Origin of the sequence: Streptomyces sp. NPDC002742, from assembly GCF_042888885.1 — a bacterium.
In the GTDB taxonomy this organism is placed as follows: domain Bacteria; phylum Actinomycetota; class Actinomycetes; order Streptomycetales; family Streptomycetaceae; genus Streptomyces.
Genome location: NZ_JBIAQF010000015.1, coordinates 202,579 through 228,975 on the forward strand (window position 1 = coordinate 202,579; position 26,397 = coordinate 228,975).

General features: G+C 71.2%; 23 protein-coding genes and 1 pseudogene. 12 read left to right on the top strand and 12 right to left on the bottom strand.

Annotated features, from left to right (window positions below; genetic code table 11):
- Positions 1-246 precede the first annotated feature (246 nt).
- Together ACFYW8_RS27005 and ACFYW8_RS27010 are read right to left on the bottom strand one after the other, a co-directional pair.
- Entirely contained in the window at positions 247-1,857 is a 1,611-nt protein-coding gene (locus ACFYW8_RS27005) for an aromatic amino acid ammonia-lyase (RefSeq protein ID WP_389081313.1), read from the bottom strand.
- A 100-nt stretch (positions 1,858-1,957) separates the two neighbouring features.
- Positions 1,958-2,908 carry an ABC transporter substrate-binding protein gene (locus tag ACFYW8_RS27010; protein ID WP_389081319.1) on the bottom strand — a complete coding sequence of 317 codons (951 nt, stop codon included), beginning with the start codon at positions 2,906-2,908 and terminating at the stop codon, positions 1,958-1,960.
- Between the two features lie 355 nt (positions 2,909-3,263).
- On the opposite strand from ACFYW8_RS27010, the gene ACFYW8_RS27015 reads away from it, so the two are divergent.
- Genes ACFYW8_RS27015 through ACFYW8_RS27030 form a run of 4 tightly spaced genes read left to right on the top strand, consistent with a single transcriptional unit; the run spans position 3,264 to position 7,380 of the window.
- On the top strand, positions 3,264-5,852 hold the full coding sequence (locus ACFYW8_RS27015) for an ATP-binding protein (protein WP_389081324.1): 2,589 nt from the start codon (positions 3,264-3,266) through the stop codon (positions 5,850-5,852).
- Between the two features lie 2 nt (positions 5,853-5,854).
- Complete coding sequence (locus ACFYW8_RS27020; RefSeq protein ID WP_389081481.1) at positions 5,855-6,328, top strand: roadblock/LC7 domain-containing protein; 474 nt, start codon at positions 5,855-5,857, stop codon at positions 6,326-6,328.
- Between the two features lie 58 nt (positions 6,329-6,386).
- Complete coding sequence (locus ACFYW8_RS27025) at positions 6,387-6,818, top strand: DUF742 domain-containing protein (RefSeq protein WP_365872544.1); 432 nt, start codon at positions 6,387-6,389, stop codon at positions 6,816-6,818.
- Positions 6,769-7,380 carry an ATP/GTP-binding protein gene (locus ACFYW8_RS27030; protein WP_365872546.1) on the top strand — a complete coding sequence of 204 codons (612 nt, stop codon included), beginning with the start codon at positions 6,769-6,771 and terminating at the stop codon, positions 7,378-7,380. Before ACFYW8_RS27025 ends, ACFYW8_RS27030 begins: the two co-directional genes overlap by 50 nt.
- Before the next feature lie 58 nt (positions 7,381-7,438).
- Here ACFYW8_RS27030 and ACFYW8_RS27035 read toward each other — a convergent pair whose 3' ends face one another.
- The 5 genes from ACFYW8_RS27035 to ACFYW8_RS27055 all read right to left on the bottom strand — a co-directional run bounded on the left by ACFYW8_RS27035 (position 7,439) and on the right by ACFYW8_RS27055 (position 12,017).
- Positions 7,439-8,113, bottom strand: coding sequence for an ABC transporter permease (locus ACFYW8_RS27035; protein WP_365872548.1), 675 nt, complete (start codon positions 8,111-8,113; stop codon positions 7,439-7,441).
- Positions 8,110-8,823 (bottom strand): ABC transporter permease, encoded by a 714-nt coding sequence (locus ACFYW8_RS27040; protein WP_389081338.1) that lies wholly within the window; start codon positions 8,821-8,823, stop codon positions 8,110-8,112. Before ACFYW8_RS27040 ends, ACFYW8_RS27035 begins: the two co-directional genes overlap by 4 nt.
- Positions 8,820-9,965: an ABC transporter ATP-binding protein gene (locus tag ACFYW8_RS27045; RefSeq protein ID WP_389081344.1), complete on the bottom strand. Its 1,146-nt coding sequence runs from the start codon at positions 9,963-9,965 to the stop codon at positions 8,820-8,822. The genes ACFYW8_RS27040 and ACFYW8_RS27045 overlap by 4 nt, the downstream gene beginning before the upstream one ends.
- A 159-nt stretch (positions 9,966-10,124) precedes the next feature.
- On the bottom strand, positions 10,125-11,009 hold the full coding sequence (locus tag ACFYW8_RS27050; RefSeq protein ID WP_389081349.1) for a DNA-3-methyladenine glycosylase family protein: 885 nt from the start codon (positions 11,007-11,009) through the stop codon (positions 10,125-10,127).
- Between the two features lie 207 nt (positions 11,010-11,216).
- Positions 11,217-12,017, bottom strand: coding sequence for a CDP-alcohol phosphatidyltransferase family protein (locus ACFYW8_RS27055; RefSeq protein ID WP_389081353.1), 801 nt, complete (start codon positions 12,015-12,017; stop codon positions 11,217-11,219).
- Positions 12,018-12,125: 108 nt separating this feature from the next.
- On the opposite strand from ACFYW8_RS27055, the gene ACFYW8_RS27060 reads away from it, so the two are divergent.
- The 5 genes and pseudogenes from ACFYW8_RS27060 to ACFYW8_RS27080 all read left to right on the top strand — a co-directional run.
- Positions 12,126-13,106 carry a zinc-binding alcohol dehydrogenase gene (locus ACFYW8_RS27060; RefSeq protein ID WP_365872560.1) on the top strand — a complete coding sequence of 327 codons (981 nt, stop codon included), beginning with the start codon at positions 12,126-12,128 and terminating at the stop codon, positions 13,104-13,106.
- A 137-nt stretch (positions 13,107-13,243) separates the two neighbouring features.
- Complete coding sequence (locus ACFYW8_RS27065) at positions 13,244-13,642, top strand: 6-carboxytetrahydropterin synthase (protein WP_365872562.1); 399 nt, start codon at positions 13,244-13,246, stop codon at positions 13,640-13,642.
- The gene (locus tag ACFYW8_RS27070; RefSeq protein WP_365872565.1) at positions 13,639-14,862 is read left to right on the top strand and encodes a glycosyltransferase family 4 protein; all 1,224 of its coding nucleotides are present in this window, start codon (positions 13,639-13,641) and stop codon (positions 14,860-14,862) included. The genes ACFYW8_RS27065 and ACFYW8_RS27070 overlap by 4 nt, the downstream gene beginning before the upstream one ends.
- Complete coding sequence (locus tag ACFYW8_RS27075; protein ID WP_389081364.1) at positions 14,859-15,797, top strand: class I SAM-dependent methyltransferase; 939 nt, start codon at positions 14,859-14,861, stop codon at positions 15,795-15,797. Before ACFYW8_RS27070 ends, ACFYW8_RS27075 begins: the two co-directional genes overlap by 4 nt.
- A 299-nt stretch (positions 15,798-16,096) precedes the next feature.
- Positions 16,097-16,822: pseudogene (locus tag ACFYW8_RS27080) on the top strand (YbhN family protein); the annotation flags it as partial.
- 137 nt (positions 16,823-16,959) lie between these two features.
- Here the strand turns inward: ACFYW8_RS27080 and ACFYW8_RS27085 are convergent.
- Positions 16,960-17,721 carry a creatininase family protein gene (locus ACFYW8_RS27085; RefSeq protein WP_365872624.1) on the bottom strand — a complete coding sequence of 254 codons (762 nt, stop codon included), beginning with the start codon at positions 17,719-17,721 and terminating at the stop codon, positions 16,960-16,962.
- Positions 17,722-17,760: 39 nt separating this feature from the next.
- Here ACFYW8_RS27085 and ribA point away from each other — a divergent pair, with 39 nt between their 5' ends.
- Both ribA and ACFYW8_RS27095 read left to right on the top strand, forming a co-directional pair.
- Positions 17,761-18,468, top strand: a complete 708-nt coding sequence (ribA, locus tag ACFYW8_RS27090; protein WP_365872569.1) for a GTP cyclohydrolase II — start codon at positions 17,761-17,763, stop codon at positions 18,466-18,468.
- A gap of 134 nt (positions 18,469-18,602) precedes the next feature.
- Positions 18,603-19,055: a hypothetical protein gene (locus ACFYW8_RS27095; RefSeq protein WP_389081371.1), complete on the top strand. Its 453-nt coding sequence runs from the start codon at positions 18,603-18,605 to the stop codon at positions 19,053-19,055.
- On the opposite strand, the gene ACFYW8_RS27100 is transcribed toward ACFYW8_RS27095, so the two are convergent.
- The 3 genes from ACFYW8_RS27100 to ACFYW8_RS27110 all read right to left on the bottom strand — a co-directional run bounded on the left by ACFYW8_RS27100 (position 19,021) and on the right by ACFYW8_RS27110 (position 22,335).
- The gene (locus tag ACFYW8_RS27100) at positions 19,021-20,247 is read right to left on the bottom strand and encodes a serine hydrolase domain-containing protein (protein WP_389081376.1); all 1,227 of its coding nucleotides are present in this window, start codon (positions 20,245-20,247) and stop codon (positions 19,021-19,023) included. The two genes, ACFYW8_RS27095 and ACFYW8_RS27100, sit on opposite strands and share 35 nt — an antisense overlap.
- Positions 20,248-20,278: 31 nt before the next feature.
- Positions 20,279-21,670, bottom strand: coding sequence for an MFS transporter (locus ACFYW8_RS27105; RefSeq protein WP_389081488.1), 1,392 nt, complete (start codon positions 21,668-21,670; stop codon positions 20,279-20,281).
- Positions 21,671-21,753: 83 nt separating this feature from the next.
- Positions 21,754-22,335, bottom strand: a complete 582-nt coding sequence (locus tag ACFYW8_RS27110) for a TetR/AcrR family transcriptional regulator (RefSeq protein ID WP_389081381.1) — start codon at positions 22,333-22,335, stop codon at positions 21,754-21,756.
- Positions 22,336-22,450: 115 nt separating this feature from the next.
- On the opposite strand from ACFYW8_RS27110, the gene ACFYW8_RS27115 reads away from it, so the two are divergent.
- Positions 22,451-22,900 (top strand): PPOX class F420-dependent oxidoreductase, encoded by a 450-nt coding sequence (locus tag ACFYW8_RS27115; RefSeq protein WP_365872577.1) that lies wholly within the window; start codon positions 22,451-22,453, stop codon positions 22,898-22,900.
- A 528-nt stretch (positions 22,901-23,428) separates the two neighbouring features.
- Here ACFYW8_RS27115 and ACFYW8_RS27120 read toward each other — a convergent pair.
- Complete coding sequence (locus tag ACFYW8_RS27120) at positions 23,429-26,128, bottom strand: alpha-L-rhamnosidase C-terminal domain-containing protein (RefSeq protein ID WP_389081388.1); 2,700 nt, start codon at positions 26,126-26,128, stop codon at positions 23,429-23,431.
- Between the last annotated feature and the right edge of the window lie 269 nt (positions 26,129-26,397).

The window sequence follows — 26,397 nt, forward strand, 5'->3', positions numbered from 1 at the left end:
CGGCGGTGCCGATGCCGATGTCGATACCGCCGCCGGTTCCGCCGCGACGGCCGACGCGGGGGCCGCCCCTCCGGGCGCGCGGAACTGACGGGACCCACCAGGGGGCACGGGGGCACCGGGACGGGGCCGCCGCCGGCCTGGATGGTCCGCACCGGCACCGGTGTCGGCTCCGTGCCGGCGCCGGACTGGGTGGTCCGGGTCCGGCGCCGCTCCGGGTCCGGAGCGGCTTCGCCGGTCGGAGGCCTCTCAGCCGTCGCCGGTGAGTTCCGCGAACTCGTCGAGCAGGGCCGCCGCCCTCGTCACATCGTCCGTGAGGGGGCGGTCCCGCGTGTCCGGGTCCAGGACCGCCGCCGCGCGCACGTAACCGCGACCCGCCGCCGTGTCCGGAGTCGGCGGCGTGCCCCGCAGCCGCAACGCCCGTACGGCGGCCACGAGTTCGCAGGCCAGGACCAGACGGTAGGCCTGCGCAAGGCGCAACGACTTGCGGGCCGCCTGGGTCGCGAAGGTCGCCGCCTCCTCCATGCCCTGGGACAGCACCACGTGCCCGAGCACGGCCGGAGCGGCGCACGCCTGTATCTCGGAGAGGGCGGAGGCGGCGCTGTATTCCAGGATCATCATTCCCGACCCGGCCGAGGAGGAGTCGGCCAAGTAGGAGCGCAGCCCGGTCAGTTCGGGGCGGCCGAGGCCGGACAGCCGGGCCGCCGACAGCCGGGCCGTGCCGAGCACGGCGAGGCCCAGTTGGTCGAGCGCGAGAGCCAGCGGCGCCGTGAAGAAGCCTCCGTGATGCCGTGCGACGGGAGCGCCCGTGGTCTCGTCCCAGCCGATGAGCGGGTTCTCGGCGGCGGAGTTGAGATCGATCGACAGCACTCGCTCCAGTCCGGTCCACGACTGCGTCGCGGGGCCGTGGGCCTGCGGGAAGCAGCGGAAGCCGAAGGGGTCCTGTACGCGCGACGGCCTTCCGCTCGACAGCCCCGGTACGGCCGTACCGCTCCCCGCCGCCACACCGAGCAGTCCCCGGACACGGGCCGCCACCCCGGCGATCGCCGGGTGCGGGTGGGCTGCGTGGACCTCGGGCGCGTACGGTTCGAGGGAGCCGCCCACCGCGTGCAGGGAGAGGGCGGCCACCAGGTGTGCGGCGCGGAGCGGGACGCCGAGGTCGTGACAGGCGAGCGCGGACTGTCCGAGGGTGAGCGCGTTGCTGCTCAACAGGGCCAGCGCGTCCCCGCGTCGAATGGGCGGACTTCCGGGGAGCGGCCTTCCGGGAAGCAGAGTTTCGGGGAGCGGACTCTCGCGGAACGGGCTCTCGGAGCCCGCCCGGTCCCGTACCCAGGTGCCGTGGCCGAAGAGGGCGAGCCCCAGCTGGGCCAGCGCCGTCAGATCACCGGTGCCCACCGACCCGAACTCGGGGACCCGGGGATGCACTCCCGCGCGGAGCGCCTCCGTGACCGCCACCGCGATCTCGGGGCCCAACCCCGACCCTCCGCACAGGAGTTGGTTGGCCCGGACCACCATCATGGCGCGGACCTGGCGTGCGGGCAGAGCCTCGCCCACGCCGCCCGCGTGACTGCGCAACAGCCGCAGGTCGTGGCCCGCGCCGTCATGCTCCTCGACGGTGAGGCCCCGGTGCGCTCCCACGCCGGTACTGCGCCCGTAGACCCGGGCGCCCTCGACCGTCAGCCGGTGCGCGGCGCGCCGGGTGTCCTCCATGGCCGCGAGATCCGCCGGACGCAACGGGGCCGGCGTCGCTCCGTCGGCGATCCGGGCCACCGTGGCCGCGTCGAGGCCTTGGCCCCGCAGGGCCGCAACGGGCGGTGCGGTGCCGCCGGCCGGGCCGCCGGTGGCCGTGTGGTCGAGCATGACGGACGTTCACTCCTTGGCCGTACGGCGTCGCGAGGCCGGGCCGGGGGACGGTCCCCCGGCCCGCGGGCACCCGTCGATCGGCTGCCGGCTCCCGACGTCAGCCGAGCTTCGCCGAGGACAGCCAGTTCTTCGCCACGTCCAGCGGGTCCTTGCCGCCGGCCTGCACTTCGCTGTTGAGCTTCACCAGCGTTTCCGTGTCGAGCTTCGCCGAGAGGTCGTCGAGAACCGCCACTCCGGCGGCCGGCAGATCGCTCTTGTATGTCAGCGGAGTCACGTTCTCGAATCCGAAGAAATTCTTGGGATCCTGCAGCACGACAAACTTGTTCTTGCTGATTCCGGGGTCCGTCGTGAAGATATCCGCGACCTGGATGTTGTTGCCCTTGAGAGCCGCCACCGTGAGCGGACCGCCCGCGTCCAGTGCCTTGAAGCCCTTGAAGTCGAGACCGTATACGGACTTCAGGCCCTTCAGGCCCTGCTGCCGGGTCTGGAACTCCGGGGACCCGCCGATGACCAGGTCCTTCGCCACGTCGGCGAGGTCCGTGATGGACGACTTGCCCGTGAGGTTGTACTTCTTGGCCGTGGCCTCGTTGACGGCGACCGCGTCCTTGTCCTCGGCCTTCGAAGCGGTCAGCAGGGAGAGCTTCGGGTCGAGTTTGGCCGAAATGGCCTGGCTGGTCTCGTCGACCGACGTCGGAGCGGCCTTGGCGTCCAGGTACGCGAGCAGTGCGCCGTTGTATTCCGGCAGGACCGTGATCGTCCCGTTCTTGATCAGGCCGTACGTGGTCTCGCGACTGCCGATGTTCAGCTTGTAACTGACTTTGATGCCCTTGGACTTGAGCGCCTCGCCGTAGATGTCGGCGAGCAGGATGCTCTCGGGGAAGTTGTTGGAACCGACAACGACCGTACCGCCCTTGGCGGCGTCACCCTGCAACGGGTCCTTGTTGGCCGAGTCGTTGGAGGAGCCGCAGCCCGTCAGCGCGGCCGCGGCCACAACCAGCAGGGAAACAGCGTAAGTTGCGGAGGTTCGAGTGCTTCTGGTGATGGTCACGTTGTTTCATCCAGACTTGGCAATCGGTGGGGCGGTGGTGGCCGGTGGGCACGGGTGGTGACAGGTCCTGACGATCCAACCGAGCCGCCTCAACTACCGTCAAGACACGAATAGATCACTGATGGGGACCGTACAGCTTCAGCCCGTAGGCGCAACGGGACCGAAATGCGAGCGAACCCGGCGTCCGGGCGTGCCACTTTTCGGTTGATCATGGCCGTACTCTTACGGCAGCCGCTAGTGTTGGCCGGGTCGAGGGCCCCCTTCCGCTTGCCGGCCCGATCGCGCCGTTCGTGACCTTTGATCCATGCAGGTCTGCCCATGGGCTTCCAACGGGGGCTGAAGTCAAGGAGGTTGGGTGCCCGCGCACAGAAAAGCCGCCTCGGAGCAGCCGTCCACGGTCCTTCGGTCCGGCCGGACGCCATCTCTGCTGGACCGTTGGCCTTTCCGCCGGAAACTCAATGTTCTGGTGATCGTGCCGCTCGCCGTCATCTCCGCGATGCTCGCCTATGTCGTCTCCGGTGAAACGGAACGGGCCCGGTCCGCCGCCGACACCGCCCAACTCGTGCGGGACAGCGGGCAGGTGACCAAGCTCATCGACGCCGTGCAGACGGAACACCGGCAGGCACTGCTGGTCTCCCTGCGCTACGAGGCGGCACGCTCGGGGGAGAGCCCGCCCGACACCGCCGCCTATCTGGCCGCGCAGGAGAAGGTCGGCACACGCATCGAAGCCGTGCGGGCCGCCTACGGTGACCGGCTGCCCGACGGCGAGGCCCAGGCGCTGAAGGAACTGGAGGGCCTGGACAGCCTCCGCGAGACCGTCGAGCAGGGGCCGATGCCCCCCGACAACATCGACCCGGCGTACGGATCCGTGATCGAGGGTCTCATCGACGGCCTCGGTCTGGGCCGGTCGGGCGGTGAGTCCTCCGCGGTCGCGGGCGATCTGCTCGACGCGCTGCTGCGCGCCGACAGCGCCCACGCCTCCTTCGAGACCAGTGTGTTCGCAGCCCGGACCCGCGACGCCAACGCGCTCATCGAGTTCACCTCCGCCGTCGGCGACTTCGATCAGTACACCTACCAGGCCGAGAGGTTCACCCGGCTCGCCGACCCGGAACAGGGCACCGACCTCGCCGAGATCGAGCACAGCCCGTACCAGAACGTCATCACCCAGCACTGGGCCGCGCTCCAGGTCGACACCGGCGCGCTGGTCGCGGAGAACGCGACGCAGCTGCGTACCGCTCTCGACGACGCGCTGCGCGCCGGTCCCACCTATGAACGGCAGGCCGACAACCGGCTGAAGGTCGTCCAGTCGCTGATCGGCGAGATCGCCGCGGACGCCCAGTCCGCGTCGAACACCGCATGGTGGCGGGTGGCCTGGCTGATCGTCGGCAGCCTCCTCGCCTTCGCCGCGTGGCTGCTCTTCTCGGTGCTGACCCGGCGGTCCGTGGTGCGGACCGTACGCACCCTCACGTCGGCGGCCCAGCATGTGGCCGGCGCCGCCGAGAGCGAGCTCGCCCGCGTCGCGGACGACGACGCCGACGACGCGAGCCCGCCTCGGCTGGAAGCCGTCCCCGTGCCGGTGCGCGACGAGATCGGCGAACTGGCCGAAGCCTTCAACCAGGTTCAGGTCACCGCGAGCGCCCTGCTGGAACGCCAGGTCGTCAGCCGGCGCAACATCGCCGAGATGTTCGGCAACGTCGGCCGCCGGGTCAGTAACCTCACGGCCCGTCAACTCGCCCTGATCGACTCGGTGGAGCGCGGCGAGACCGACCCCGAGGTGCTGGACCGGCTGTACCGCATCGACCACATCGCCGTCCGTCTGCAGCGCAACGCCGACAGCCTCATGCTGCTTGCCGGCATCAGTGAGACCGGGCTCAACACCGGACCCATGCGGCTCAGCAACATCGTCCGTGCCGCGCTCGGCCAGATCGAGGGCTACCAGCGCGTCACCCCGCACGCCGAGGGCGATGTCACCGTCGTCCCCGACATCGTCGGCGACCTTACGCTGATGCTCGCCGAACTCCTGGAGAACGCCGTGATGTTCTCTCCGGCGACCAGCGGGGTCGAAGTCGTCCTGCGGCCCCGGCACGGAGGGGGCGGAGCCCTCGTCGAGATCATCGACCACGGCCTCGGCATGAGCCCCGAGCGGCTGGAACAGGAGAACGCCCGGCTGATCCGGCGCGAACGCCTCGACCTGGCGCCCACCGAGGTCCTCGGTCTCTTCGTGGTCGGCGGCCTGTCCCGGCGCTGGGGCATCGAGGTCGTCCTGTCCCGCACTCCGGGCGGTGGTGTCACCGCCACCGTCGCGATCCCCGTGTCCCACCTCGTGCTCGGCGACCCGGGCCCCGCCGCGGCGCGCGCCCCGAGCATCCAGCAGCCCGCGCGCCGCCCCGGCCCGAGAGAGCCGCGCCCGGCGCGCGTCGAGGCGCCTCCCGGACCCGCGGGCCTGCCCCGCCGGGTGCCGGAGTGGTCCCAATCAGCCCGATCCGCCCAGTCCGACCAGCTCACCGAGTCCCCGGGCCACGCCCGCCGTTCCGAGGCGGCGACGGACGCCGGCGCCGAGCGCGCGACGACGCACGGTGGCGCCCGGCCCGGCACCGGATCCGACCCGGCGCCCACGGGCCCGGGCCGGTCCGGCGACGCCGGACCGCTGCGCCGCCGGGTGCGCGGGGCGACCCTGTCGGCCGGCACGGCGTCGAGCCGGCTGCCGAGGCCCAAGGAGCCCCCGACCCACCGCAGGCCACCCTCCTGGCAGCCCACGGACGCCGAGGCGGCGCGCTCCGAGCTCGACGAGTTCGAGGCCGCCGTCCTGCGGGCCGAGCGCGAGAGCGCGGCCGGGGACCACCCGACCCGGGTGACCCGGCCGGGCGGCGGGCCCGACGGCCGACCGGCCGAACCCGACACCCAGAACAGAAGATCCTCTTCCCCGGAAGGCATGAGCACGTGACCATGTGGACAGGCGAGCCGGAGTCCCGAACAGCGGAACCCGCGGCCGACGTGAAGACCGCCGCCGCCGACTTCAACTGGCTGCTCAATCGATTCGCCAGCGAGACAGCCGGGGTCGTCGACGTCATCGGAGTGTCCTCCGACGGACTGCTCATCGCGGTCTCCCAACTGCGCGGCCAGGCCGACTCCGAGCGGCTCGCGGCGATCGTCTCCGGTATCACCAGCCTCGCCATGGGCGCCTCCGGCAACTACGGCCTCGGCAGTCTGAACAAGGTCATCATCGATCTGGAGGAAGGGCACGTCCTGGTGTCCGCCCTCGGCGCGGGGGCGGTGCTCGGTGTGGTCGCCTCGAAGGAGGCGAAGCTCGGCAACATCGCGTACGAGATGACCCTCTTCGCCAACCGGGCCGGCGCGGTCCTGAGCCCGCAGCTCGTGATGGAGCTGAAGAACACCGTGGGCATCGCACCGACCGGTTGACGTCCGACGGCGCGTCACATGACCGGTGGCGCCCGGCGAGGTGAAGGGGGAGGACGTGATGACGTCCGGCGAGCCACTGGCCGGCGGCGACGCCGAATGGGGAGTGGAACGCCCCGCCTCGGTCGTCCGGCCGTTCCTGCTGACCGCGGGGCGGATCGCCGGGGGAGACAGTCTCGTACCGCCGATCCCGATCGAGACTCAGGTGGTGGCCACCGACGTGGGGCTGGCGGCGCTGGACGCCTTCGTCTTCGACCAGCACCGCGACATCATCACGGTCTGCCGTGAGCCGCAGTCGCTCGCGGAGATCGCGGCGAAACTCCGGATGCATTTGAATGTGATCCGGGTACTCGCCGACGATCTGCGCGCCGACGGCCAACTGGCCCTGTACGCACCGCAGGTCCACTCCAACCGCGATGTCACCGTTCTGCGAAGGGTTATCGATGGTCTCCGAGCTATCCCCGACTCCCGGGGCGCGATCCGTGAGCGCTGACGACGCGCGGCCCCGGCCTCCGCTGCCGGTGAAGATGGTGATCGCGGGCGGCTTCGGCGTGGGCAAGACCACGACGGTGGGGGCCATTTCGGAGATCGAGCCGCTGACCACCGAGGCGTCCATCACCTCGGTCGCCGCCGGCGTCGACGACCTCACCCACACCCCGGAGAAGGTGACGACGACCGTCGCCATGGACTTCGGGTGTGTCACCCTCGACCCGACCCTGAAGCTCTACCTGTTCGGCACCCCCGGCCAGGAGCGGTTCGGGTTCATGTGGGACGACCTCGTCGAGGGCGCGCTCGGCGGCCTCGTCATCGTCGACACCCGACGCCTCGACGACTGCTACGCGGCGGTCGACTACTTCGAGCACCGCGACATCCCCTTCGCCGTGGCCGTCAACGCCTTCGACGGCAAACTCGAACACGATCTGGACGACGTCCGGTGGGCCCTCGACGTCGCCGAACACGTCCCGCTGACCGTGTTCGACGCCCGCGACCGCGGTTCCGTACGCGACGCGCTGCTCGTCGTCCTCGAACACGCCCTGGCCAGGGCCGAACGCTGAAACGGGGACGGCCCCGAGGCCGTCCCCGTCATGGTGGCAGCGCCACTCGGTGGGGTCGCTACGCGGCCCGGCGTCTGCGGACGCCGGGGGAGACCGCCACCTTGCCTACGCCCCAGAACAGCAGGAGGACGAGCAGCGCGAGGAGCGCCGTGAGGGCCGCTCCGCCGGCCACCTTCTCGTAGTTGTGCTGGTAGAGGCCGTCCAGGATGTACCGGCCGACCCCGCCGAGGGACACATAGGCCGCGATCGTCGCCGTCGAGACGATCTGGATCGTCGCCGAGCGCAGCCCGCTGAGGATCAGCGGCAGGGCGGCCGGGACCTCGACCTGGAACAGGACCTGCGCCTCGGGCATGCCCATGCCGCGGGCGGCATCGACGGGGGCGGGGTCCACGGTGCGGATCGCCTCGTAGGTGGTGATGAGGACCGGCGGGATGGCCAGCACCACGAGCGGGATCATCACGGGCACGATGCCCAGGCCCAGCCAGACGAACATCAGGACCAGCAGCCCGAAGGTCGGCAGCGCGCGGGCGCCGGCCGACACGAAGGCCAGCGCGTTGCCGCCGCGCCCGGTGTGCCCGGTGAGCAGCCCGATCGGCAGACCGATGGCCGCGGCGATCGCGAGGGCCCCGGCCGTGTACTGGACGTGCTCCCACACGCGCTGCGGGATGCCGTCGTAGCCGTGCCAGTGGGAGCCGTCGCTGAAGAAGGACTGCATGAAGTTGAGTACGTTCACGAGGCGCCCTCCGGGGTGCGGGTGACGGCATCCGCGGTCGTCGCGGCCCCGGATCGCCGGGCCGCGCCGCCTGACTGCGGCTCCCAGGGAGTGAGGACTCGCCGAAGCAGGACCAGCAGGGCGTCGATCACGATCGCGAGGGCGGCGGTGGTGACCACCGCGGTCACCGCGAGCCGGGGGAGGCCGTACAACTGCGCGTAGATCAGCAGATTTCCGAACGCCCCTTGGTTGCCGATCAGCCCGCCGACGCTCACCAGGCTGATGCTCGAGGCGACGGCCACCCGCAGCCCGGCCATGATCGCCGGTACCGCGATGGGCAGTTGGACCTGGAGGTAGCGGCGCACGAGGCCGATGCCCATGGCCGTGGCGGCGGCGTTCGTCTCCTCGGAGACCGAGCGGACCCCGTCGACCACCGCCGGGACGAGCACGACGAGGCTGTACAGGCAGAGCGGGATCATCACCGTCAGCCGGCTCAGCCCGGTGTAGTCGATGAGCACCACGAAGAAGGCGATGGAGGGGATCGCGTAGAGCACCGTCGAGGTCCACAGCACCGGCGCGTAGAGCCAGTCGTAGTGGACGCACAGCAGTCCGATCGGCAGGGCCAGCAGCAGACCGGCCAGCACGGGGACGAGCGCCTCCTGCAGATGGAGGAGGATCAGGCCGGTATAGCTGTGCTGGATGGCGCTCGGCATGTGGAAGTACTCGTTCATCGCCCGGCCTTCGCCGAAGCCGACGCCGTCTCCTGCGGGGCGTCCGCCGACCGCCGCTGCCGGGCCGCCCGGATCGCCGCGGCGACCGTCTCCTGTCCGGCGACCCCGAGCACCTGCCCGGAGGCGTCTACGGCGACCGCCCGGCCGGTCGGCGACAGCACGGCCCGGTCCAGGGCGACCCGCAGCGAGTCGCGGCCCACCTCGAAGCTCGGGCCGTAGGGTTCGAGGTCCGCGAGGTCTCCGTCCCAGGCGCCGGGGTCGGTCCAGCCGAGCGGCTTGCCGTCGGCGTCCGTCACCAGCACGGGCGTCCCTTCCGGGTCGCGTCCGGCGATCTCCCGCCAGTCGGAGCCGACGGGGAAGACCCGGGAGCGGTCGAGTTCGAGATCGCGGGTGGAGAGGAACGACAGACCGCGGATGCCCCGGTCGGCGCCGAGGAACTGCTCGACGAACGGATCGGCCGGTGACGAGAGGATCTCGTCGGGGGTGGCGAACTGGGCGAGCTTGCCGCCGGTGCGCAGCACGGCGATGCGGTCGCCGATGGTGATCGCCTCGTCCATGTCGTGGGTGACGAACACGATGGCCTTGCCGAGTTCGCCCTGGATGCGCAGCAACTCCTCCTGCAGGCCCCGGCGGACGACGGGGTCGACCGCCGAGAACGGCTCGTCCATGAGCAGAATGGGCGGGTCCGCCGCCAACGCGCGGGCGACGCCCACCCGTTGCTGCTGGCCGCCGGAGAGCTGGTACGGGTAGCGGCGGGCCATGGCCGGGTCGAGGCCGACCCGTTCCATCAGTTCCGCCGCGCGCTCCCGGGCGCGCTGCTTGGACCAGCCGAGCAGCCGGGGCACCGTGGCGATGTTGTCGAGGATCGTCCGGTGCTGGAAGAGACCGGCGTTCTGGATGACGTAACCCATGGAGCGGCGAAGGGCGTTGACCGGCTTGCTCCGGATGTCCTCGCCGTCGACCCGGATGGTGCCGCTGCTCGGCTCGACCATGCGGTTGATCATGCGGAGCGTGGTGGTCTTGCCGCAGCCCGAAGGTCCGACGAGAACGGTGATGGAGTGGTTCGGTATCTGGAGAGACAGGCGATCGACGGCCACCGTGCCGTCGGCGTATCGCTTGCTGACATCTTCGATGGCTATCAAGCGTCGAAACCCTTCGGAACGGCCTTGCTCGCGCGTGGCGCGATCACGTGCACGAGGGTGCGTAGTCTAGCCAGTTGATGTTCGCTACCGGTCGGGACAGGTCGTGAATGTCGGGCGGACATCCGAATTCCCTCGATGCGCCGGGTGGGTGGACGACCGTCATCCCCCGGACGCCCGCGCAGCGCCCGTCCCCTCGGCGCCACCCAGGCGTTCGCCGCGCAGAACCCGCAGATGGAGCGCGGCCCAGGTGCGGAACGGCCGCCAGTTCTCCGAGACCTCGGCCGGTCCGCGTTCCGGCCCGTACTGCTCGGCGATCTCCGCGGCGAGCCGGTGTTCCTGGGCCGGCAGGACATCGGGGCTGTTCGCGCCGCGGACGACGACCAGTTCGGCGGCGAACGCGCCCAGGCCCTTCACCTGTTGGACCCGCCGCATCGCGTCCCGCGGTTCCAGGGAACGCAGTTGGGCGCCGTCGAGCACTCCGTCCAGAGCGGCCCGCGCGACGGCGTGCAGGTATTCGGTCTTGCGCCAGGGCAGTTCGGTGTCCAGTCGGCGCAGGGCCTCGGGTGCCGGGAACGCGCCGCCGGTGCCGTAGCGGGAGACGATGTCGTCGCGCATGCCGCGGGCGGCGCTCATCCCGGTGCGCTGGGTCAGCACCGCCCAGCAGGCGGCCTCGTACGGGGAATGGAAGCCGCACGGGCGAAGTCCCGGCCGGCGGGCCTGGATCCGGCCGATCACCGGGTCGCGGTCGCCCACGGCGGACCAGCCGCGGGCGTCGACGTCCAGGGACAGGAAGCGGCGCACCTGCTCGGCGGCGGCGTCCAGATCGCCGTCCCCGGTGACCGCGACGCGAGCGGCGGACCCGCTCTGTGTCACCTCCGCCGCGACCTGGTGCCAGTCGGCGTCGGCGTGGAAGACCGTGCGCAGCGCCGCGCCCTCACCCCCGGCCTCGGCCGGTGGCACGGGTGCCATCTCCTCCCAGAACTCCCGGCCGCTCTCCAGGGACCAGGGACCCGCCACCTCGAACTCGACCATGTGCCGTGCCATGTCCGACCTCCCGCTCGGGACCCGCCCACCGGGTCCGTGCGCACCACTGTGGAGGCGATACCTGACAATTTCCGTCAGCTATTCCGACGGTTCTGTGTCCGGGCGACCGGCGAGGAGGGGGGAACGGGACGACCGCGTGACGCGGGGCGTCGGGAGCACTTGCTGAGTCTCACCCCGCCGAGGCGGGGAATCCGTACGGGCGGGTGATCAGCCCTCGGAACCAGCGGGGGCCGAGCCCGCGCCGACCAGTTCCCGCGTCCGCTCGATCTCCGGGGTCCGCGCCACGGGCTCCTGTCCGCCCTGCCGCCACAGCCACGCGATGTCGCGGCCGAACGACCACACGAGGAGCGCGAGGGCCGTCAGCACGGTCGTCAGCTGCGCGTCGTACGGCAGGATCCCGGCGCCGGCGACCAGGAGGATGATCCCCTGCATGGCCGCCACCGTCTTGCGCGCCATGCTCGGCGGCAGCTCGCCGTTCAGCCACGGCAGCACCCGGGCCGCCGCGACGAAGGCGTACCGCATGGTGCCGATCAGCAGCACCCACGGACCGAGCGACATCCCGACGTACACGCTCAGCACGAGGATCAGGAACGCGTCGACTTCCATGTCGAAGCGCGCGCCCAGAGCGGAGGACGTGCCGGTCCGCCGGGCGACCTTGCCGTCGACGCCGTCCAGGATCAGGGCGACCGCCGTCAGGCCGACCAGCAGACTCACCGGCGGCGAGCTCTGGAAGGAGTCCGCGACCAGCGCGGTGACGCCGCCCACCAGGATCGCGCGGCCGAGCGTGACCCGATTGGCGGGTCCGAAGGAACGGGGCTGCGAGCGCCGCAGGGCGCGGGTGAGCACCGCCCACGTGGCGATCGCGAACGCCAGCCCGCAGAGCCAGCCCGCGGGCCCCATCCCGATCGCCGTGCCCAGCAGGGCCAGCAGCAGGAGCTGCACGCCGGCTCCCACCATGGTCTCCTGCTGGGGGAGCCTCGTCGCGCCGTACATGTTGTTCAGGGCCACCGCAGATCCTCCGGCCGAATGACAGATTCGATCAACGCCGCGTACCGTGTGCGCGACTTGTCACTGCTCCGTACGTGAAGATCTGCGGAATCGTTCAGGGGGACGCTCATGGAACTCACAGCTCGCGCCTTCTGGCTCGCGTCGCCGGGCCACGGCGAGATCCGGGATCTCACCCTGTCGGCGCCCACGGAGGGCGAGGTGCTGGTCCGTACGCTGTACTCGGGAGTCAGCAGAGGCACCGAGACCCTCGTGTTCCGCGGGGGAGTCCCGGAGAACCAGCACGCCTCGATGCGCGCGCCGTTCCAGGACGGGGATTTCCCGGCGCCCGTGAAATACGGCTACCTGAACGTCGGCCGGGTGGAGGAAGGGCCCGGGCATCTGCTCGGGCGCACGGTCTTCTGCCTCTACCCGCACCAGACGCGCTACGTCGTCCCGGCGAGTGCCGTGACGGTCGTACCCGAGTCGGTGCCCGCCTCCCGCGCCATCCTCGCCGGCACAGTCGAGACCGCCGTGAACGCCCTGTGGGACGCCGCCCCGCTGATCGGCGACCGCGTCGCCGTGGTCGGCGGCGGCATGGTCGGCTGCTCGGTGGCCGCGCTGCTCGCCCGCTTCCCCGGAGTACGGGTCCAGCTCGTCGACGCCGACCCGGCACGCGGCGACGTCGCCCGCGCGCTCGGCGTCGGCTTCGCGCTCCCCGAGGAAGCCGAAGGCGAACTCGACCTCGTCGTGCACGCCAGTGCCACCGAGGCCGGACTCACCCGCTCCCTGGACCTGCTCGCCCGCGAGGGGACCGTCATCGAGCTGAGCTGGTACGGAGACCGCCGGGTCAGCCTGCCGCTCGGGGAGGCCTTCCATTCCCGCCGGCTGACCCTGCGCAGCAGTCAGGTGGGTTCCGTCTCCCCCTCGGGCCGGGCCGGACGGACGTACGCCGACCGCCTGGCGCTCGCCCTGGAACTCCTCGCCGAACCGGCCTTCGACGCCCTGATCACGGGCGAGTCCGCCTTCGGGGAACTCCCCGACGTGATGGGGAAACTCGCCTCCGGATCGATACCCGCCCTGTGTCACCGTGTCGCCTACGAAGACGTTTGAGCCGTCGAGAACCGGCCTGACCTCAGCGGACGCCGAAGAAAGGCCGACAGGCGGCTGAACAAGGTGAACAGGACAGCCGTACTACACGACGTGATCCCGGCAGAGGATCAGACGTACCGCACCTGGAGGGTCGTCCGTTGTTCAGCATCACCGTCCGCGATCACCTGATGATCGCCCACAGCTTCCGTGGCGAGGTCTTCGGACCCGCGCAGCGTCTGCACGGGGCGACGTTCCTGGTGGACGCCACCTTCCGCCGCCCCGAGCTGGACGACGACAACATCGTCGTCGACATCGGACTGGCCACGCAGGAGCTCGGCGCCGTCGTGAGCGAGTTGAACTATCGCAATCTCGACAGCGAGCCGGACTTCAAGGACACCAACACCTCGACCGAGTTCCTGGCCAAGGTCATCGCCGACCGGCTCGCCGACCGGGTGCACGCCGGAGGCCTCGGCGAAGGCGCCCGCGGCCTCACCGGCATCACCGTCACCTTGCACGAGTCGCACATCGCCTGGGCGAGTTACGAGCGTGCGCTGTGACCGATGTGACCCTGGACCAGGCCTCCCCGCCGTCCGGCCGTGCCGCCGCGACCGACGGACCGGGTGCCCTGAACTACGTGCCCGTGCAGAACGCGGCTCTCAAGAACGCCGAGATCATCCCCATGTCCCTGCGCTCCGTGCACTTCGTCATGCCGGGCGGCGTCGACGACCCGGCCACGCCGAGCGGCGGCAACGCCTACGACCGCCGGCTCTGCCTGGACCTCCCCGGCTTCGGCTGGCAGGTCGAGCGGCACATCGTCGCCGGTGAGTGGCCCCGCCCCGGTGCCGCCGCCCGTACGGAACTCGCCCGGACCCTGGCCGACCTGCCCGACGGCACGGTCGTCCTCCTGGACGGGATCGTCGCCTGCGGAGTCCCCGAGATCGTCGCCCCCGAGGCCGACCGGCTGCGTCTCGTGGTCCTCGTCCACCTGCCGCTCGGCGACGAGACCGGACTCGAGCCCGCCGTGGCCGCCGAACTGGACGCCCTGGAACGTACGACCCTGCGGGCCGTGTCCGCCGTCGTCGCCACCAGCGAATGGGCCGTCCGCCGGCTCGTCGCCCACCACGGCCTCGCCCCCGACCGCGTCCATGCCGCCGCGCCCGGCGCCGACATCGCACCGCTCGCCTCCGGCACCGACGGCGTCTCAAGGCTGCTGTGCGTCGCCGCCGTGACCCCGCGCAAGGGCCAGCACCGGCTCATCGAGGCCCTCGCCACCGTCACCGACCTGCCCTGGAGCTGCGTCTGCGTCGGCGGTCTCGGCCAGGACCCGGCCTACGTCGACCACCTGCGCGCCCTGATCGCGAAATACGGCCTCGGCGACCGGCTGCACCTCGCCGGACCGCAGGCCGGCGCCGAACTCGACGCCAGCTACGCGGCCGCCGACCTCATGGTCCTCACCTCGTACGCGGAGACCTACGGCATGGCCGTCACCGAGGCCCTGGCCCGCGGCATCCCGGTGCTCGCCACCGACGTCGGCGGTCTGCCCGAGGCGGTCGGACGCGCCCCCGACGGTGGAGTGCCCGGCATCCTCGTCCCCCCGGAGGACCCGGCGGCGCTCGCCGCGGAGCTGCGCGGCTGGTTCGGCGAGGCCGACGTGCGCCGCCGGCTGAAGGCCGCCGCCCGCGGACGGCGCGCCGCGCTCGACGGCTGGGCGACCACGGCGCGCAGCCTGGCCGGTGTGCTCGGCCGACTGCCCCAGGAACCCCGGAGGGCGGCATGAGTACCGCGACGACTCCCGCGAGCGGGCCGGACTCCGGCATCCCCGAGGAGAAGGTGAGGACGGGCGTGCCCGGTCAGCGAGTCGGGGATCCGGACGCCGACGAGGTGCGCTACGCGCCCCAGTGGCTCCAGCTGCGGGAACCCGCCGACGCCGCCGCGCGGGCGGCCGACCTGCTCGACCCGCTGCGCATCCGGCTGGCCAACCGGCCGGGGCGCGGCGGCGACGACCTGGTCGTCCACGACCTCGGGTGCGGCACCGGCTCCATGGGCCGCTGGCTGGCTCCCCGGCTCGACGGCGCCCAGCACTGGATCCTGCACGACCGGGACCCGTACCTGCTGCACTTCGCCACCGTCGGGGCGCCCAAGGCGGCGGCCGACGGCAGCCATGTCAGCGTCACCACCCAGCGCGGCGACATCGGCCGGCTGACCGCGGACGCCCTGTCCGGGGCCTCCCTGGTGACCGCGTCGGCGCTGCTCGACGTGCTCACCGTCGAGGAGATCGACCGGCTCGCGGCGGCCTGCGCGGGCGCCGGTGTGCCGGCCCTGCTGACACTGTCCGTCGCAGGCCGGGTCGAGCTCACCCCGGCCGATCCGCTGGACGCCGAGATCGCCGAGGCGTTCAACACCCACCAGCGGCGCGGCGAACTGCTCGGCCCGGACGCCATCACGGCCGCCTGCGAGGCGTTCGCCCGCTACGACGCGACGGTACGGGTGCACCCGAGCCCCTGGCGGCTCGGCCCCGACGAGGCCGCCCTCACCGCGGAGTGGCTGCGCGGCTGGGTCGGCGCGGCGGTGGAACAGCGCCCCGAGCTGGCGGAACGAGCGGAGGCGTACCTCGACTCCCGCCTGACGGCGTGTGCCGCTGGTGAGCTGCGCGTGGTCGTCGACCACAGCGATGTGCTGGCGATGCCCCACCCGGCCGGGGGTGCGGTGTGAGCGCGGGCCTGGAGACGCTGGGCGCGGCCGCCGTACCGACAGCCGCGGCCCAGGGCCTCGACGGCCCGCCCCTGAACACCCCCGCGGAGTCCGGTGCACCTGCTCCGAGGGCCTCCGGCCCGACGGACACCGGGCCGGAGGCCGCACCGGCCGGGGACTTCGCGGGTCCCGCGGCCGACGCGGCACCCGTGGACTCCCGGGCCAAGCTCGCGTTCCGTCGTGCGCGCAAGCACCTCGGCACCGTCGCCGGTGTCCTCATCATCGGTGTCCTGCTCTGGCGGCTGGGTACCGGGGTGTTCGTGGACGGGCTGCGGCGGATCGACGGGACCACACTGGCGGCGGCCATCGGGATCGGGCTGATCACCACGGTGTTCAGCGCCTGGCGGTGGTGCCTGGTCGCACGCGAGCTGCGCATCCGGCTCCCGCTGGGCGCGGCCGTCGCGGACTACTACCGCGCGCTGTTCCTGAACGCCGCACTGCCCGGCGGAGTCCTCGGCGATGTGCACCGGGCCGTGCGGCACGGGCAGAGCGCCGGTGACATCGGCCGGGCAGTGCGCGCGGTGGTGCTCGAACGCACCGCGGGACAGGCCGTGTTGGTCGCCGTCGGCGCGGCGGTGCTGCTCACTCAGCCGTCACCGGCGCTCGCACAGTCCCGCGAGGTGGCGCTGATCCTCGCGATCGTCTCGGTGGTCGGCGCGGTGGCCTTCGGCGTCGTCCGCAGGCGTCGTACCCCCTCGCGCGACGGCCGCTACGGAGCCGTCCGCGGCGCGCTCGTCGAGGCGCGGGGGGCCCTGCTGGCCCGGCGCAGCTGGCCCGGTGTGACGCTCGCGTCGGTCATGGTGCTCGCCGGTCACCTGGCGATGTTCGTGCTCGCCGCACGGGCCGCCGGATCGACCGCGTCCGTCGTCCGGTTGATGCCGCTGGCGCTGCTCGCCCTGCTCGCCATGGGCCTGCCTCTGAACGTCGGCGGCTGGGGCCCCCGTGAGGGCGCCACCGCCTGGGCGTTCGGCGCCGCCGGGCTCGGCGCCGGCACGGGCCTCACCGTCGCTGTGATCTACGGAGTGCTCAGCTTCGCGGCGAGTCTGCCCGGCGCCGTCGTCCTGGTCGTCCGGTGGGGTGCCGCGCTCCGGCGCCCCCGCGAGGAGAGCGCGGGAGGGACCGATCAGTGCAGCGTCTCGGACGTCACCAAGGAGAAATACGCTCCGAAGGCCTCGGTCAGCCCGGCGAGGAGTTCCTTCCCCTTCTCGGCGGCGGCCATCGAGGGACGGCCGATGACCCCGGACTCGGTATAGGCCGACATGCCGAGGGTGAGCAGATGCCGACGGTCGTCGGCGACGAAATCGGAGGTCTCATAACCGTCTTTGACGTATTCCGGATGGGCATGCAGGAGAATGGACGTCTCGATTTCTCCCGCGTGCATATCAGTGAGCAACGACGTCTGCACACCGGCCCGTTCACACGCGCCTTCCCAGTCCTCCACGGCCGGGAAAAGCGCCATGCGCGTACCGGTGCCCGCGGATTCCTGGACCACATTGCCCAGTACGTAATTCCCTCCGTGCCCGTTGACCACCACCAGGGTGTCGACGCCCGATCGCCGCAACGAAGCGGCGATGTCCCGGACCACGGCGTACAGCGTCACGGAGGAAATGCTGACGGTGCCGGGCCAGGCGGCGTGCTCGTGCGAGCAGGAGATCGTCACCGGAGGAAGAAGATGCACCGGATAGGCGTCCGCGATCTCCCGCGCGATGGCGCACGCCACGAGTGTGTCGGTCGTCAGGGGCAGGTAGGCGCCATGCTGTTCGAGGCTTCCGACGGGAAGGACGGCGACCTGGCGGGCGACACCGGACCCCCGCTCGCGGACATCCTCCGTGGTGTCCAGTGACAGCACACCGGACGCCGTCGCGCGCGTTCCCGAACTACTCATGTTTTCACGGCCCTTTCGACTCTGCTTAGGAACCAGATCATGACAGATAACTTTGGCGTACTCGGCGGGAATGCCCACCTCACAGGTGTCGAACGAGTCGTGATTGCCCCGCTGCCCACCGTGTACGGCGATTTCCATGCCGTCGGCTACCTCGACCACGATCTCGGCGAGGAACAAGTCGTCCTCGTGTACGGCGACTTGGACACCCTTCGGGAAGGGGACGTCCTCACCCGGCTGCATTCCGAATGCCTGACCGGCGACTCCTTCGGGTCGCAGCACTGCGAGTGCGGCCCCCAACTCACCGCGTCGCTGCGCGCCATCGTGGCCGAGGGCCGTGGGGTACTCGTCTACCTCCGGGGTCACGAGGGCCGGGGCATCGGCCTGCTCGCCAAGCTGAAGGCGATGAAGCTCCAGGCGGAGGGTCTCGACACCGTCGAGGCGAACCTCGCCCTCGGCCTGCCGGTGGACGCCCGCGACTACCAGGTGGCGGCCCGGATGCTGCACGACCTCGGCGTACGGTCCGTGCGGCTGCTGTCGAACAACCCGCGCAAGCGGGAGTCGCTGCTGCGCCACGGCATCAAGGTCGCCGAGCAGGTGCCGCTCCTCATACCGCCGTGCGAGGACAACCTCACCTACCTGCTGACCAAGCGGGAGCGCCTCGACCACTACCTGCCCCACCTGGACAGCGAGGAGTGGGCCAAGGCCATCTTCTGCGAATCGGAGAAGACGGTCATCACCGAGGAGTGACGGAAGGCGACCGGGGATCCCGGCAACGCGGCGGCCTGGGTGCCGTCCGTCCACGCGGTGATCAACGCGCTCGACCCGGTCGCCGGGCAGCTCGTGGCCGTCATGGACGGCACGGCGGTGACGAGACCCTGCCCATGGCCGCCGCCGGCGCGGTCGCCCTCGACGCGCAGGCCCGCGCCGACAGCACGGAACCGGGCCTGCTCGGCTCCGGCACCCGGGCGCTCGCCCACGCGCGGGCCGTCGCCCGGGTGCGCGAGCTGCGGTCCGTACGGCCGCGGAACGCGCACCCCGGCGGGCACGGGCGGCGCGGCACCTCACGGCCGGGCTCTTCCAGGACGCCGCGGCCGCGTGGGCCGGTTCCGCTCGGCTACCTGCTCGCCGCCCTGGCCGCGGGCGCCTGGTCCGACCGTGACGTGCTCCTGGTGTGCGCGGGCCTGATCGTGGCCACCACGGTGCTCAACCTGTGCGTACGGGACGTGTACCGCGTCAACCGGACGACGGAGAAGCCGACCCGGCAGCGCGCAAGCCGAGTCGGTCCTTCCGCGCCGGTCATCAGGCCCGTACCGCCTCGTGCACCAGCCGCTTGAGCTCGGGGAAGACCGAGTTGGAGGCCGTCGGGCGCAGTTGGCTCAGGAACTGCACGGTCAGGTCGCGCCGGGGGTCGACCCAGAAGGTCGTGGTGGCCACTCCGCTCCAGCCGAAGGCACCCTGGCTGGAAGGGGCCCGGGTGATCGCCGGGTCCACCACGACGGAGACGCCCAGGCCGAAACCGAGGCCCGCGTTGCCGGGTTCCTGGTGGACGGGGCTGCCGAAGGAGCGGCGGTCGGCGTTGCCGGGCAGGTGGTTGGACGCCATGAGGTCGACGGTCTCGGGGCGGAGCAGGCGGGTTCCGTCGAGTTCGCCGCGGCGGCGGAGCATCTCCATGAAGCGGTGGTAGTCGTGGGCCGTGGCGACCATCCCTCCGCTGCCGGACAGGAAGCGGGGGCGGCCGCGCAGCGGGAGACCGGCGATCGGAGTGAGCTTCCCTTCGCCGTCCTCCCCGTACAACTCGGCCAGCCTGCCCGCCTGTTCGTCCGTGACCTGGAAACCGGCGTCCGTCATCCCGAGCGGGCCGAGGATCCGCTGGTGGAGGAAGTCGTCGAGGTCCTGGCCGGACACCACCTCGATGACCCGGCCGAGGACATTGGTGGCGACCGAGTAGTTCCACCGGGTGCCCGGCTCGAACTGGAGCGGCAGCCGGGCGTAGACCTCGCAGGTCCCGGCCAGGTCGGCGCCCGGTGCCACGGAGGACTCCAGACCGGCGTCCCGGTAGAGCTCGTCGACGGGATGCGCGTGGTAGAAGCCGAAGGTCAGGCCCGCGGTGTGGGTCAGCAAGTGGCGGACCAGGAGGGGCTGTTCGGCCGGCCGCGTCCTCGTGCCGGGCCCCGCCCCGCCGACGTACACCCGCGGCTCGGCGAAGGCCGGAAGGAAGTCGGCCACGCGGTCGTCGAGGCCGAGGCGGCCCTCTTCGAGGAGCATCAGCGCGGCGACCGACGTGACCGGCTTGGTCATGGAGTAGATCCGCCACAACGTGTCGCTCCGCACCGGGAGTCCGGCCGCACGGTCGCGCCGGCCGTACGTGGTGAGGTGGGCGACCTGTCCGTGCCGGGAGACGGCGACCAGGTAGCCGGGCAGCCGGCCGTCGTCGACCAGCCGGGCGAAGTGCCGGTCGAGTCGGTCCAGCGCCTCGGCGTCCAGGCCGACCGATCCCGGTTCGACTTCCTGTCGCAGATGTCCCATGGCTCTCCTCCGGGCTGCGGCTCGTGACCCTCTATCGTCCCGCACGGGCCGACGACACGTCGTCCGGGCTCCCCTGGACGGTGCTCACGGTGCCCTTGTGCCCCGGAAGTCGCAGGGCGAGCAGTATTCCCGTCGCGGAGAAGGCCGCGAGCGCGACCAGCGGGGGACCGATGGCGGCGCCGGGCGTCACCGCCATCAGCGTGGCCGCCACCGTGATCCCCAGCGTGGGTCCGATGTTCATCGCCGTCTGCTGCAATCCGCCCGCCACACCGGCCGACGCGGCGGACACGTGCCGTACGACGACCGCCGTCGCGGTCACCATCACCGTGGCGAAACCGGCCCCCAGCAGCAGGAAGCCCGCCGCGACGGGCAGGGCCGTCGACGTCTCGTCGAGCCGGGCCAGGAGCAGGACACCGAGCGTGAGGGCGAGCGTTCCGGCAACGGTCGTCCGCCGCGGGCCGAGCCTGCGCAGAAGGACGGCGGCGACGGGAGCGCCGAGCACCATCATCACGCCGCCCGGCAGGGCCCGCAGGCCGGTCTCCAGCGGGTCGAGGCCCAGGGTCCCCTGGAGGAAGTAGCTGGCGGCGAAGAGCGTGCCGAGCATGGCGGCGGAGGCGGCCACCAGAATTCCGAGCGCCGCGCCGATGGTCGCCGAGCCGAGGACCTCGGCGGGCACCAGGGGGCTCGCGGCACGGCGTTCCCGGTGGACGAACGCGGCGCCCGAGGCGGCCACCACGGCCAGTCCGGCCATCGTCGCCGGCCGGCCGGTGTCGGGTGCGGCGACCAGCGTGTGCACCAGGGCGGCCAGGGCCACCGTGAGCAGACAGGCACCCGGCACGTCGAGGCCGTCGGCCGGCTCGGGGCGGACGGTCCCGGTCTCCGGGTCGGCCGGCGCCCGGACGGTGAGCGCCGCCACGCCCATCACCAGCGCGGGCAGCACATTGAGGAAGAAGACGGACCGCCATCCGAAGTGGCTGACCAGCACGCCGCCGACCAGCGGACCGGCGACCGCGGCGAGACCGATGGCACTCGTCCGCAGTGCGATGGGCATCCCGAGCCGGTCGGGCGGGTACGCGGCACGCAGCATGCCGAGCGTGGCCGGTTGCAGCAGTGCGCCGAAGACGCCCTGGGCGACCCGCAGCGCGATCACCCAGCCGATCCCGGGCGCGAGGCCGATCCCCGCCGAAGCCGCCCCGAAGCCCAGGATCCCGAGGGCGAAGACCCGTTGATGCCCGTAGCGGTCACCGAGGCGTCCCGCGAAGACCAACAGGCCCGCCACAGCTATGAGATATGCGGTGCTGGTCCACTGGACCTGCGCGAACGAGGTGTTCAGACCGCGTTGCAGCGTGGGCTGCGCGACGGTGAGGACCGTGCCGTCGAGGGCGACGATCACGGCACCGACGACGCTGCTCGCGAGGGTGATCCGGCGGTGCGCGACCGCGGGGGCGGGTTGCCGCGCGGCCGTCGTGACGGGACGGCGGGCGGTGCTGCCCGAGCCGGGTGTGTTCACCGTTCCTCCGGTCCGAGGTGCGCGTCGAGCGTCGCGTGCAGCAGCGGTTCGTAGTCGTCGGCGCCCGTCGTGAGCTTCAGGGCTCCCCAGCACCACAGTTGGGCGATGCCGTGCAGGTTCGCCCACAGGGCACCGGCGAGGATCCGGGCGTCGGCCTCCGGGCGCACCCGGCCGACGAGGTCCACCAGCACACCGAACATCGGCAGGCTGGTCTCCCGGAGTCCCAACCGGTTGCTCTCCAACAGATCGTGACGGAACATCAGCTCGTACATTCCGCGCCGGGTCAGCGCGAAGTCCAGGTAGACCTTCGCCAGGGCGGTGAGCTGGGCGCGGGGGCCGGTCCCGCCGTCGCCGACGGCCCTTGCCGCCCGGTCCTGGAGGTCGGCGAAGCCGCGGCGGGCGATGGCGGACAGCAGCTCCAGATGGGTCGGGAAGTAGCGGCGCGGGGCACCGTGCGAGACGCCGGTCCGGCGGGCGATCTCCCGCAGTGTCAGCGCCTGCGCGCCCTCCGTCGTCACGAGATCGACTCCGACGTCGATCAGGCGTGTTCGCAGGTCGGTGGTCTCCAGCTCGTCCATAGACACTGTCTACCAGCCCGAGTAGACGCTGTCTACTCGCAAATCGGGTGGCGGACGGAGTCAAAGAGACCGTCGGTACGGGATGACGTGCCGGAGCCGGAGCGTTGACACCGATATGACTGAGGAAGCGACCCAGGACGCGACGCAGGACGCACTGCTCAAGCTGCTCGGCGAATACAAGGGCGGGGTGCTCGTCACCCTCAAGAAGGACGGCCGGCCCCAGCTGTCGAACGTCAGCCATTTCTACTACCCCGACGAGGGGGTCATCCGCGTATCGCTCACCGACGACCGCGCCAAGACCCGCAACCTGCGCCGGGACCCGCGGGCCTCGTACCACGTGACCAGCGCCGACCGGTGGGCGTACACGGTGGTCGAGGGCACGGCCGACCTGACGCCCGTCGCCGGGGATCCGCACGACGACACGGTCGAGGAGCTCATCCGGGTCTACCGGGACGTCCTCGGCGAGCACCCCGACTGGGACGAATACCGTGCCGCCATGGTCCGCGACGGCCGGCTCGTGCTGCGGCTGCACGTGGAGCGGGCGTACGGGATCCCCGGACGCTGATACGAAATCCCCCGGAGCCGGAGCCGGAGCCGGAGCCGGAGCCGGAGCCGGAGCCGGAGCCGGAGCCGGAGCCGGAGCCGGAGCCGGAGCCGGAGCGGATCCCGAGCCGTATCGCGAGCCGGGGTCGGGGACGTGACGCGCCCCGTCGGCCCGCCGGTCGGCATGCCCGGCGCTCCGGCGGCGGTGGTCGGTGAGGGCTCCGCGCACACCGGCCGTCCCTGAATTCGGCCGGGGTGCGCGGAGTCACCACTCAAGGGTGCCGCAGACGCGACCCTTTCGGGGGGCGGTGATCGTCGGATCCGGTGTGACGGCGTGCCAAATGCCCCACAGGGTGCGGTTGTTCCGGTCGGACCGGGGAGCCGATGTACCACCGGCGCCGGTTCTTGCGCGTGAACGGTTCGAACGCCTCTGCCGCGATCGTCTCCAACTCGCCACGCACCACGGCAATCCTGTCCGGCGTCGCACACCATCAGCGCCACGCCGGACCGGCCGGACACACGTCACCACAACCGACCTGGCCAAGCCCTATTACTGTGAGGTGACCTTGTAGCTGCCGTGCTGCTTCACCTTCAGGTAGACGTAGCCGGATTCGAAGTGGCCACCAGTGACTCCAGCCGCAGCGGTGAAGGCCCCGTGGCGCCACACCACCCTGCCGTTGACGGCGACGGTGCGGGCCTGGCCGGAGACCGGGATCGCGATGGTGCCACCGGTGGCCTTGGGGGCATCGACGGTCAGACTGAACCGGTCAGTGCCGGTCCCGGCAGTCCAGCGGACGTCGATGTCGCCGTGCGGGGTGGGAACACTTCCTCGCGTCCAGGTGAGGTCTCCGGGGTGGGGCTGGACCGTCCAGCTGGTGTATCCCGCCGTATCCGGACGAACGCCCAGGACGTAGCTCGACAACGCGGATGTCGGGGCTGTGGACCACCCGTGGGACAGGCTCGTCCCCGACCCCAGGCCAGGTGTCCCGTCGCGGCCGGAGATGTTCTCCCACATGGTCCCGGTCTGGTTCGGGCCCGGAGCGATCATGTGACCCCACACATCGTGCAGGAGCTCCTGCGCGTTCGCGGTGTCGCCGGCCGCCAGGCGTGCCTGGAGTTCGAACCCGCTGACGAAGGGGCTGACCAGGTCTCTGTTGCCCGCGTCGGAAGAGAAGGGGAGCGGTCCGTAAGGGGAGCTCCACAGGGCCGACTTGAGCTTGGCCAGGATCTCCTCGTGCTTCGAGGACGGCGCGACTCCGTACAGGACGGCCAGGGCGTTGGCGTCCTGCGCGACTCCTGACTGAGTGTCACTGATCTTGTAGAGGCCGCTCGTCGAGTCGTAGAGACGCTCGTTGATCCGCGTCCTCAGCGTCTCGGCGTCCGCCCTGTAGGCGGCGGCCTGTGAGGCCTCTCCTGCGGCGGTCGCCAGTGCCGCACCGTCGAGCAGTGTCTTGTAGTAGAGGATGTTGTAGGCGGAGACCTCACCGCCCTTGTCGCTGTCGTAGAAGTTCCAGTCCGCGCCGTCGACTCCGGCTCTGGTCGAGAACAAGCCGTTCCCGTCGAGCCGCGTCGCGTTCCAGGCGAGTTCACGCTTGACGACGGGCCATTGCCTGGTGACGAAGTCCTTGTCGCCGGTGTGGAGGTAGTAGCTCGCCAGGCCCGCGACGAAGTACATGGAGTACGTGGCCGAGTAGGTGGTCGTGTCGCCCGGGGTGAGCGGTCCGAGGTGCGGCACGGTCGCCGGGTGAAGGGCGCCGGGAACGAACCCGCTGGAAAGCTGCCGGCTGCCCAGCAGGTTCAGGGACTGCTTGATGTACTCCGGGTTGTTCACGGAGTAGTAGTCGGTGAGGCCCTCGACCAGGATGTCGCCGCTCCAGATCGCACGGTCGCGCCTGGCTCCGTCGAGGACCGACGCCAGCGCGTTGGCCCCCGGTTGGGTGAAGTCGGCGAGCGCTGTGGGAGTGGTCAGAGGGGTGCTGTAGAGCGTCGTGCCCGTACCGCTGACGACAGTGAGGTCCTTGAAGGCCGCCTTCTCGTCGCCGAACTCACGAAACCCTATGGTCCCAGCGGGACTGGCGACGGCGCCGGAGGGCAGAGCCGACGTGTCGACGCGGTCGATCTGCCTGCCGTCCAGCGAGATGGTGACGCTGGTTCCGGACGCCGTGGTGGCCACTGTGTGCCAGGCCCCCTCGTCCATGGAGGACGGCAGTGCCACGGAGCCGAGACTGGTGTAGGCCCCGTCATGGACGTTGAACTTCTGCAGCGTGTTCGGGGCACCGCCGGTGTCGGTGCTGTCGTCGAGAATGAACAGGTAGCCGTTCTGAGAGTTCTGGGCGCGGACCATCCACCCGGCCTGGTTGTGGAGAATCCTCGTCCGGAAGGTCGTCGTGTAGTCGCTCCAGGAGGTTCCACGATTCAGGACCCCGGCACCGTCATTGATCTTCGAACCGCCGGCGTTCAGAGCGCCGTCCTGGACGGACCAGGACCCGGGAAGGGAGTTGGCCGGAACGAGATCGGTCTGCAAGGTGTAGGCACCGGCGTACCAGATCTTGTTCAGCTCGTCCGAACTCGAGAGGAAGTGGCCCCCGTACCCGTCTGCCTGGGTGCGGTCGGCGATGTAGCTGATTCCGACCTTGCCCAGTGTCAGGCGGCCCGGCGTGGAGAGCGTGATCCGCTGGTACCGCTCGCCTCCCTGCGCGGAGCGGTTGGTGATCGTGCCCGGCCCGGAGACCTGGTAGGTGTCGGACCGGGAACTGTCGCCGTCGGCCCACGGTGGCGACCCGTCACCGGACGGGCTCATGTACTGCAGGCCCTCGCTGTACGCGGCCTTCAGGGTCGGGGACCCGGACTTGGCGGAGACGTCGAAGTAGGGCAGGCCGCCTACCTCTTGGGCGTAGTCGAGAAGGATGGTCGGTGCTTCTCCGCCGTCGACGTAGGTCAGCGTCGCCCCGCCCGACCCGCCGCACAGAAGGTTCCGGACGCCTTCGACGGAGCCTGACGTGCCGACCACGGAAACCGGGCACACATCGGAACGCTTCGGAGTCCGGACGTACTCCCGCCAGTCACTGGGGACCCGGGGCGCCTTGGAACGGGCCGCATGCTCCGCGGAGACGAGAGCCGGCGTCGCTGCTGTGGCGGACGGTGCCATCGGCTGGGCGAGCACGGCGAGGACGAGGGCGAGGCCCAGCGAGATGGCTGTGCCGACCGGGCCGCGTCTGCGGGGTAGATGCCTTCTGCCGTAAATGATCATGCGTACTCCGAGGTTGGGGTGCTTCCCTTGATGATCCGGACGCGACGATGCTCCGCCGAGGAATGAGCAGGCCAGGGCGGGTGGGTGACGGCTCGAATTGTTTTGAAACGATTCAATTCGATTGTGCAAGACGCAAGCTATGCAGGTGCTGTGAGTACGTCAACCCATAGCGCGGGCCTTGTCGTGTCGACCGGGCCTGCCGGCGGGCCGAGGAGGCTCTCGGGACTGGCGGGTGCCGCCGGACCGGGCCGATGCTCCTCGGGCGTCGG

Coding starts and splice junctions, on each gene's coding strand:
- ACFYW8_RS27030 (WP_365872546.1), top strand. CDS start 6,769: ATGGTCTCCGAGCTATCCCCGACTCCCGGGGCGCGATCCGTGAGCGCT.
- ACFYW8_RS27115 (WP_365872577.1), top strand. CDS start 22,451: ATGACTGAGGAAGCGACCCAGGACGCGACGCAGGACGCACTGCTCAAG.
- ACFYW8_RS27050 (WP_389081349.1), bottom strand. CDS start 11,009: ATGGCACGGCACATGGTCGAGTTCGAGGTGGCGGGTCCCTGGTCCCTG.
- ACFYW8_RS27060 (WP_365872560.1), top strand. CDS start 12,126: ATGGAACTCACAGCTCGCGCCTTCTGGCTCGCGTCGCCGGGCCACGGC.
- ACFYW8_RS27120 (WP_389081388.1), bottom strand. CDS start 26,128: ATGATCATTTACGGCAGAAGGCATCTACCCCGCAGACGCGGCCCGGTC.
- ACFYW8_RS27040 (WP_389081338.1), bottom strand. CDS start 8,823: ATGAACGAGTACTTCCACATGCCGAGCGCCATCCAGCACAGCTATACC.
- ribA (WP_365872569.1), top strand. CDS start 17,761: ATGACAGATAACTTTGGCGTACTCGGCGGGAATGCCCACCTCACAGGT.
- ACFYW8_RS27025 (WP_365872544.1), top strand. CDS start 6,387: ATGACGTCCGGCGAGCCACTGGCCGGCGGCGACGCCGAATGGGGAGTG.
- ACFYW8_RS27075 (WP_389081364.1), top strand. CDS start 14,859: ATGAGTACCGCGACGACTCCCGCGAGCGGGCCGGACTCCGGCATCCCC.
- ACFYW8_RS27005 (WP_389081313.1), bottom strand. CDS start 1,857: ATGCTCGACCACACGGCCACCGGCGGCCCGGCCGGCGGCACCGCACCG.
- ACFYW8_RS27100 (WP_389081376.1), bottom strand. CDS start 20,247: ATGGGACATCTGCGACAGGAAGTCGAACCGGGATCGGTCGGCCTGGAC.
- ACFYW8_RS27085 (WP_365872624.1), bottom strand. CDS start 17,721: ATGAGTAGTTCGGGAACGCGCGCGACGGCGTCCGGTGTGCTGTCACTG.
- ACFYW8_RS27110 (WP_389081381.1), bottom strand. CDS start 22,335: ATGGACGAGCTGGAGACCACCGACCTGCGAACACGCCTGATCGACGTC.
- ACFYW8_RS27095 (WP_389081371.1), top strand. CDS start 18,603: ATGGCCGCCGCCGGCGCGGTCGCCCTCGACGCGCAGGCCCGCGCCGAC.
- ACFYW8_RS27020 (WP_389081481.1), top strand. CDS start 5,855: ATGTGGACAGGCGAGCCGGAGTCCCGAACAGCGGAACCCGCGGCCGAC.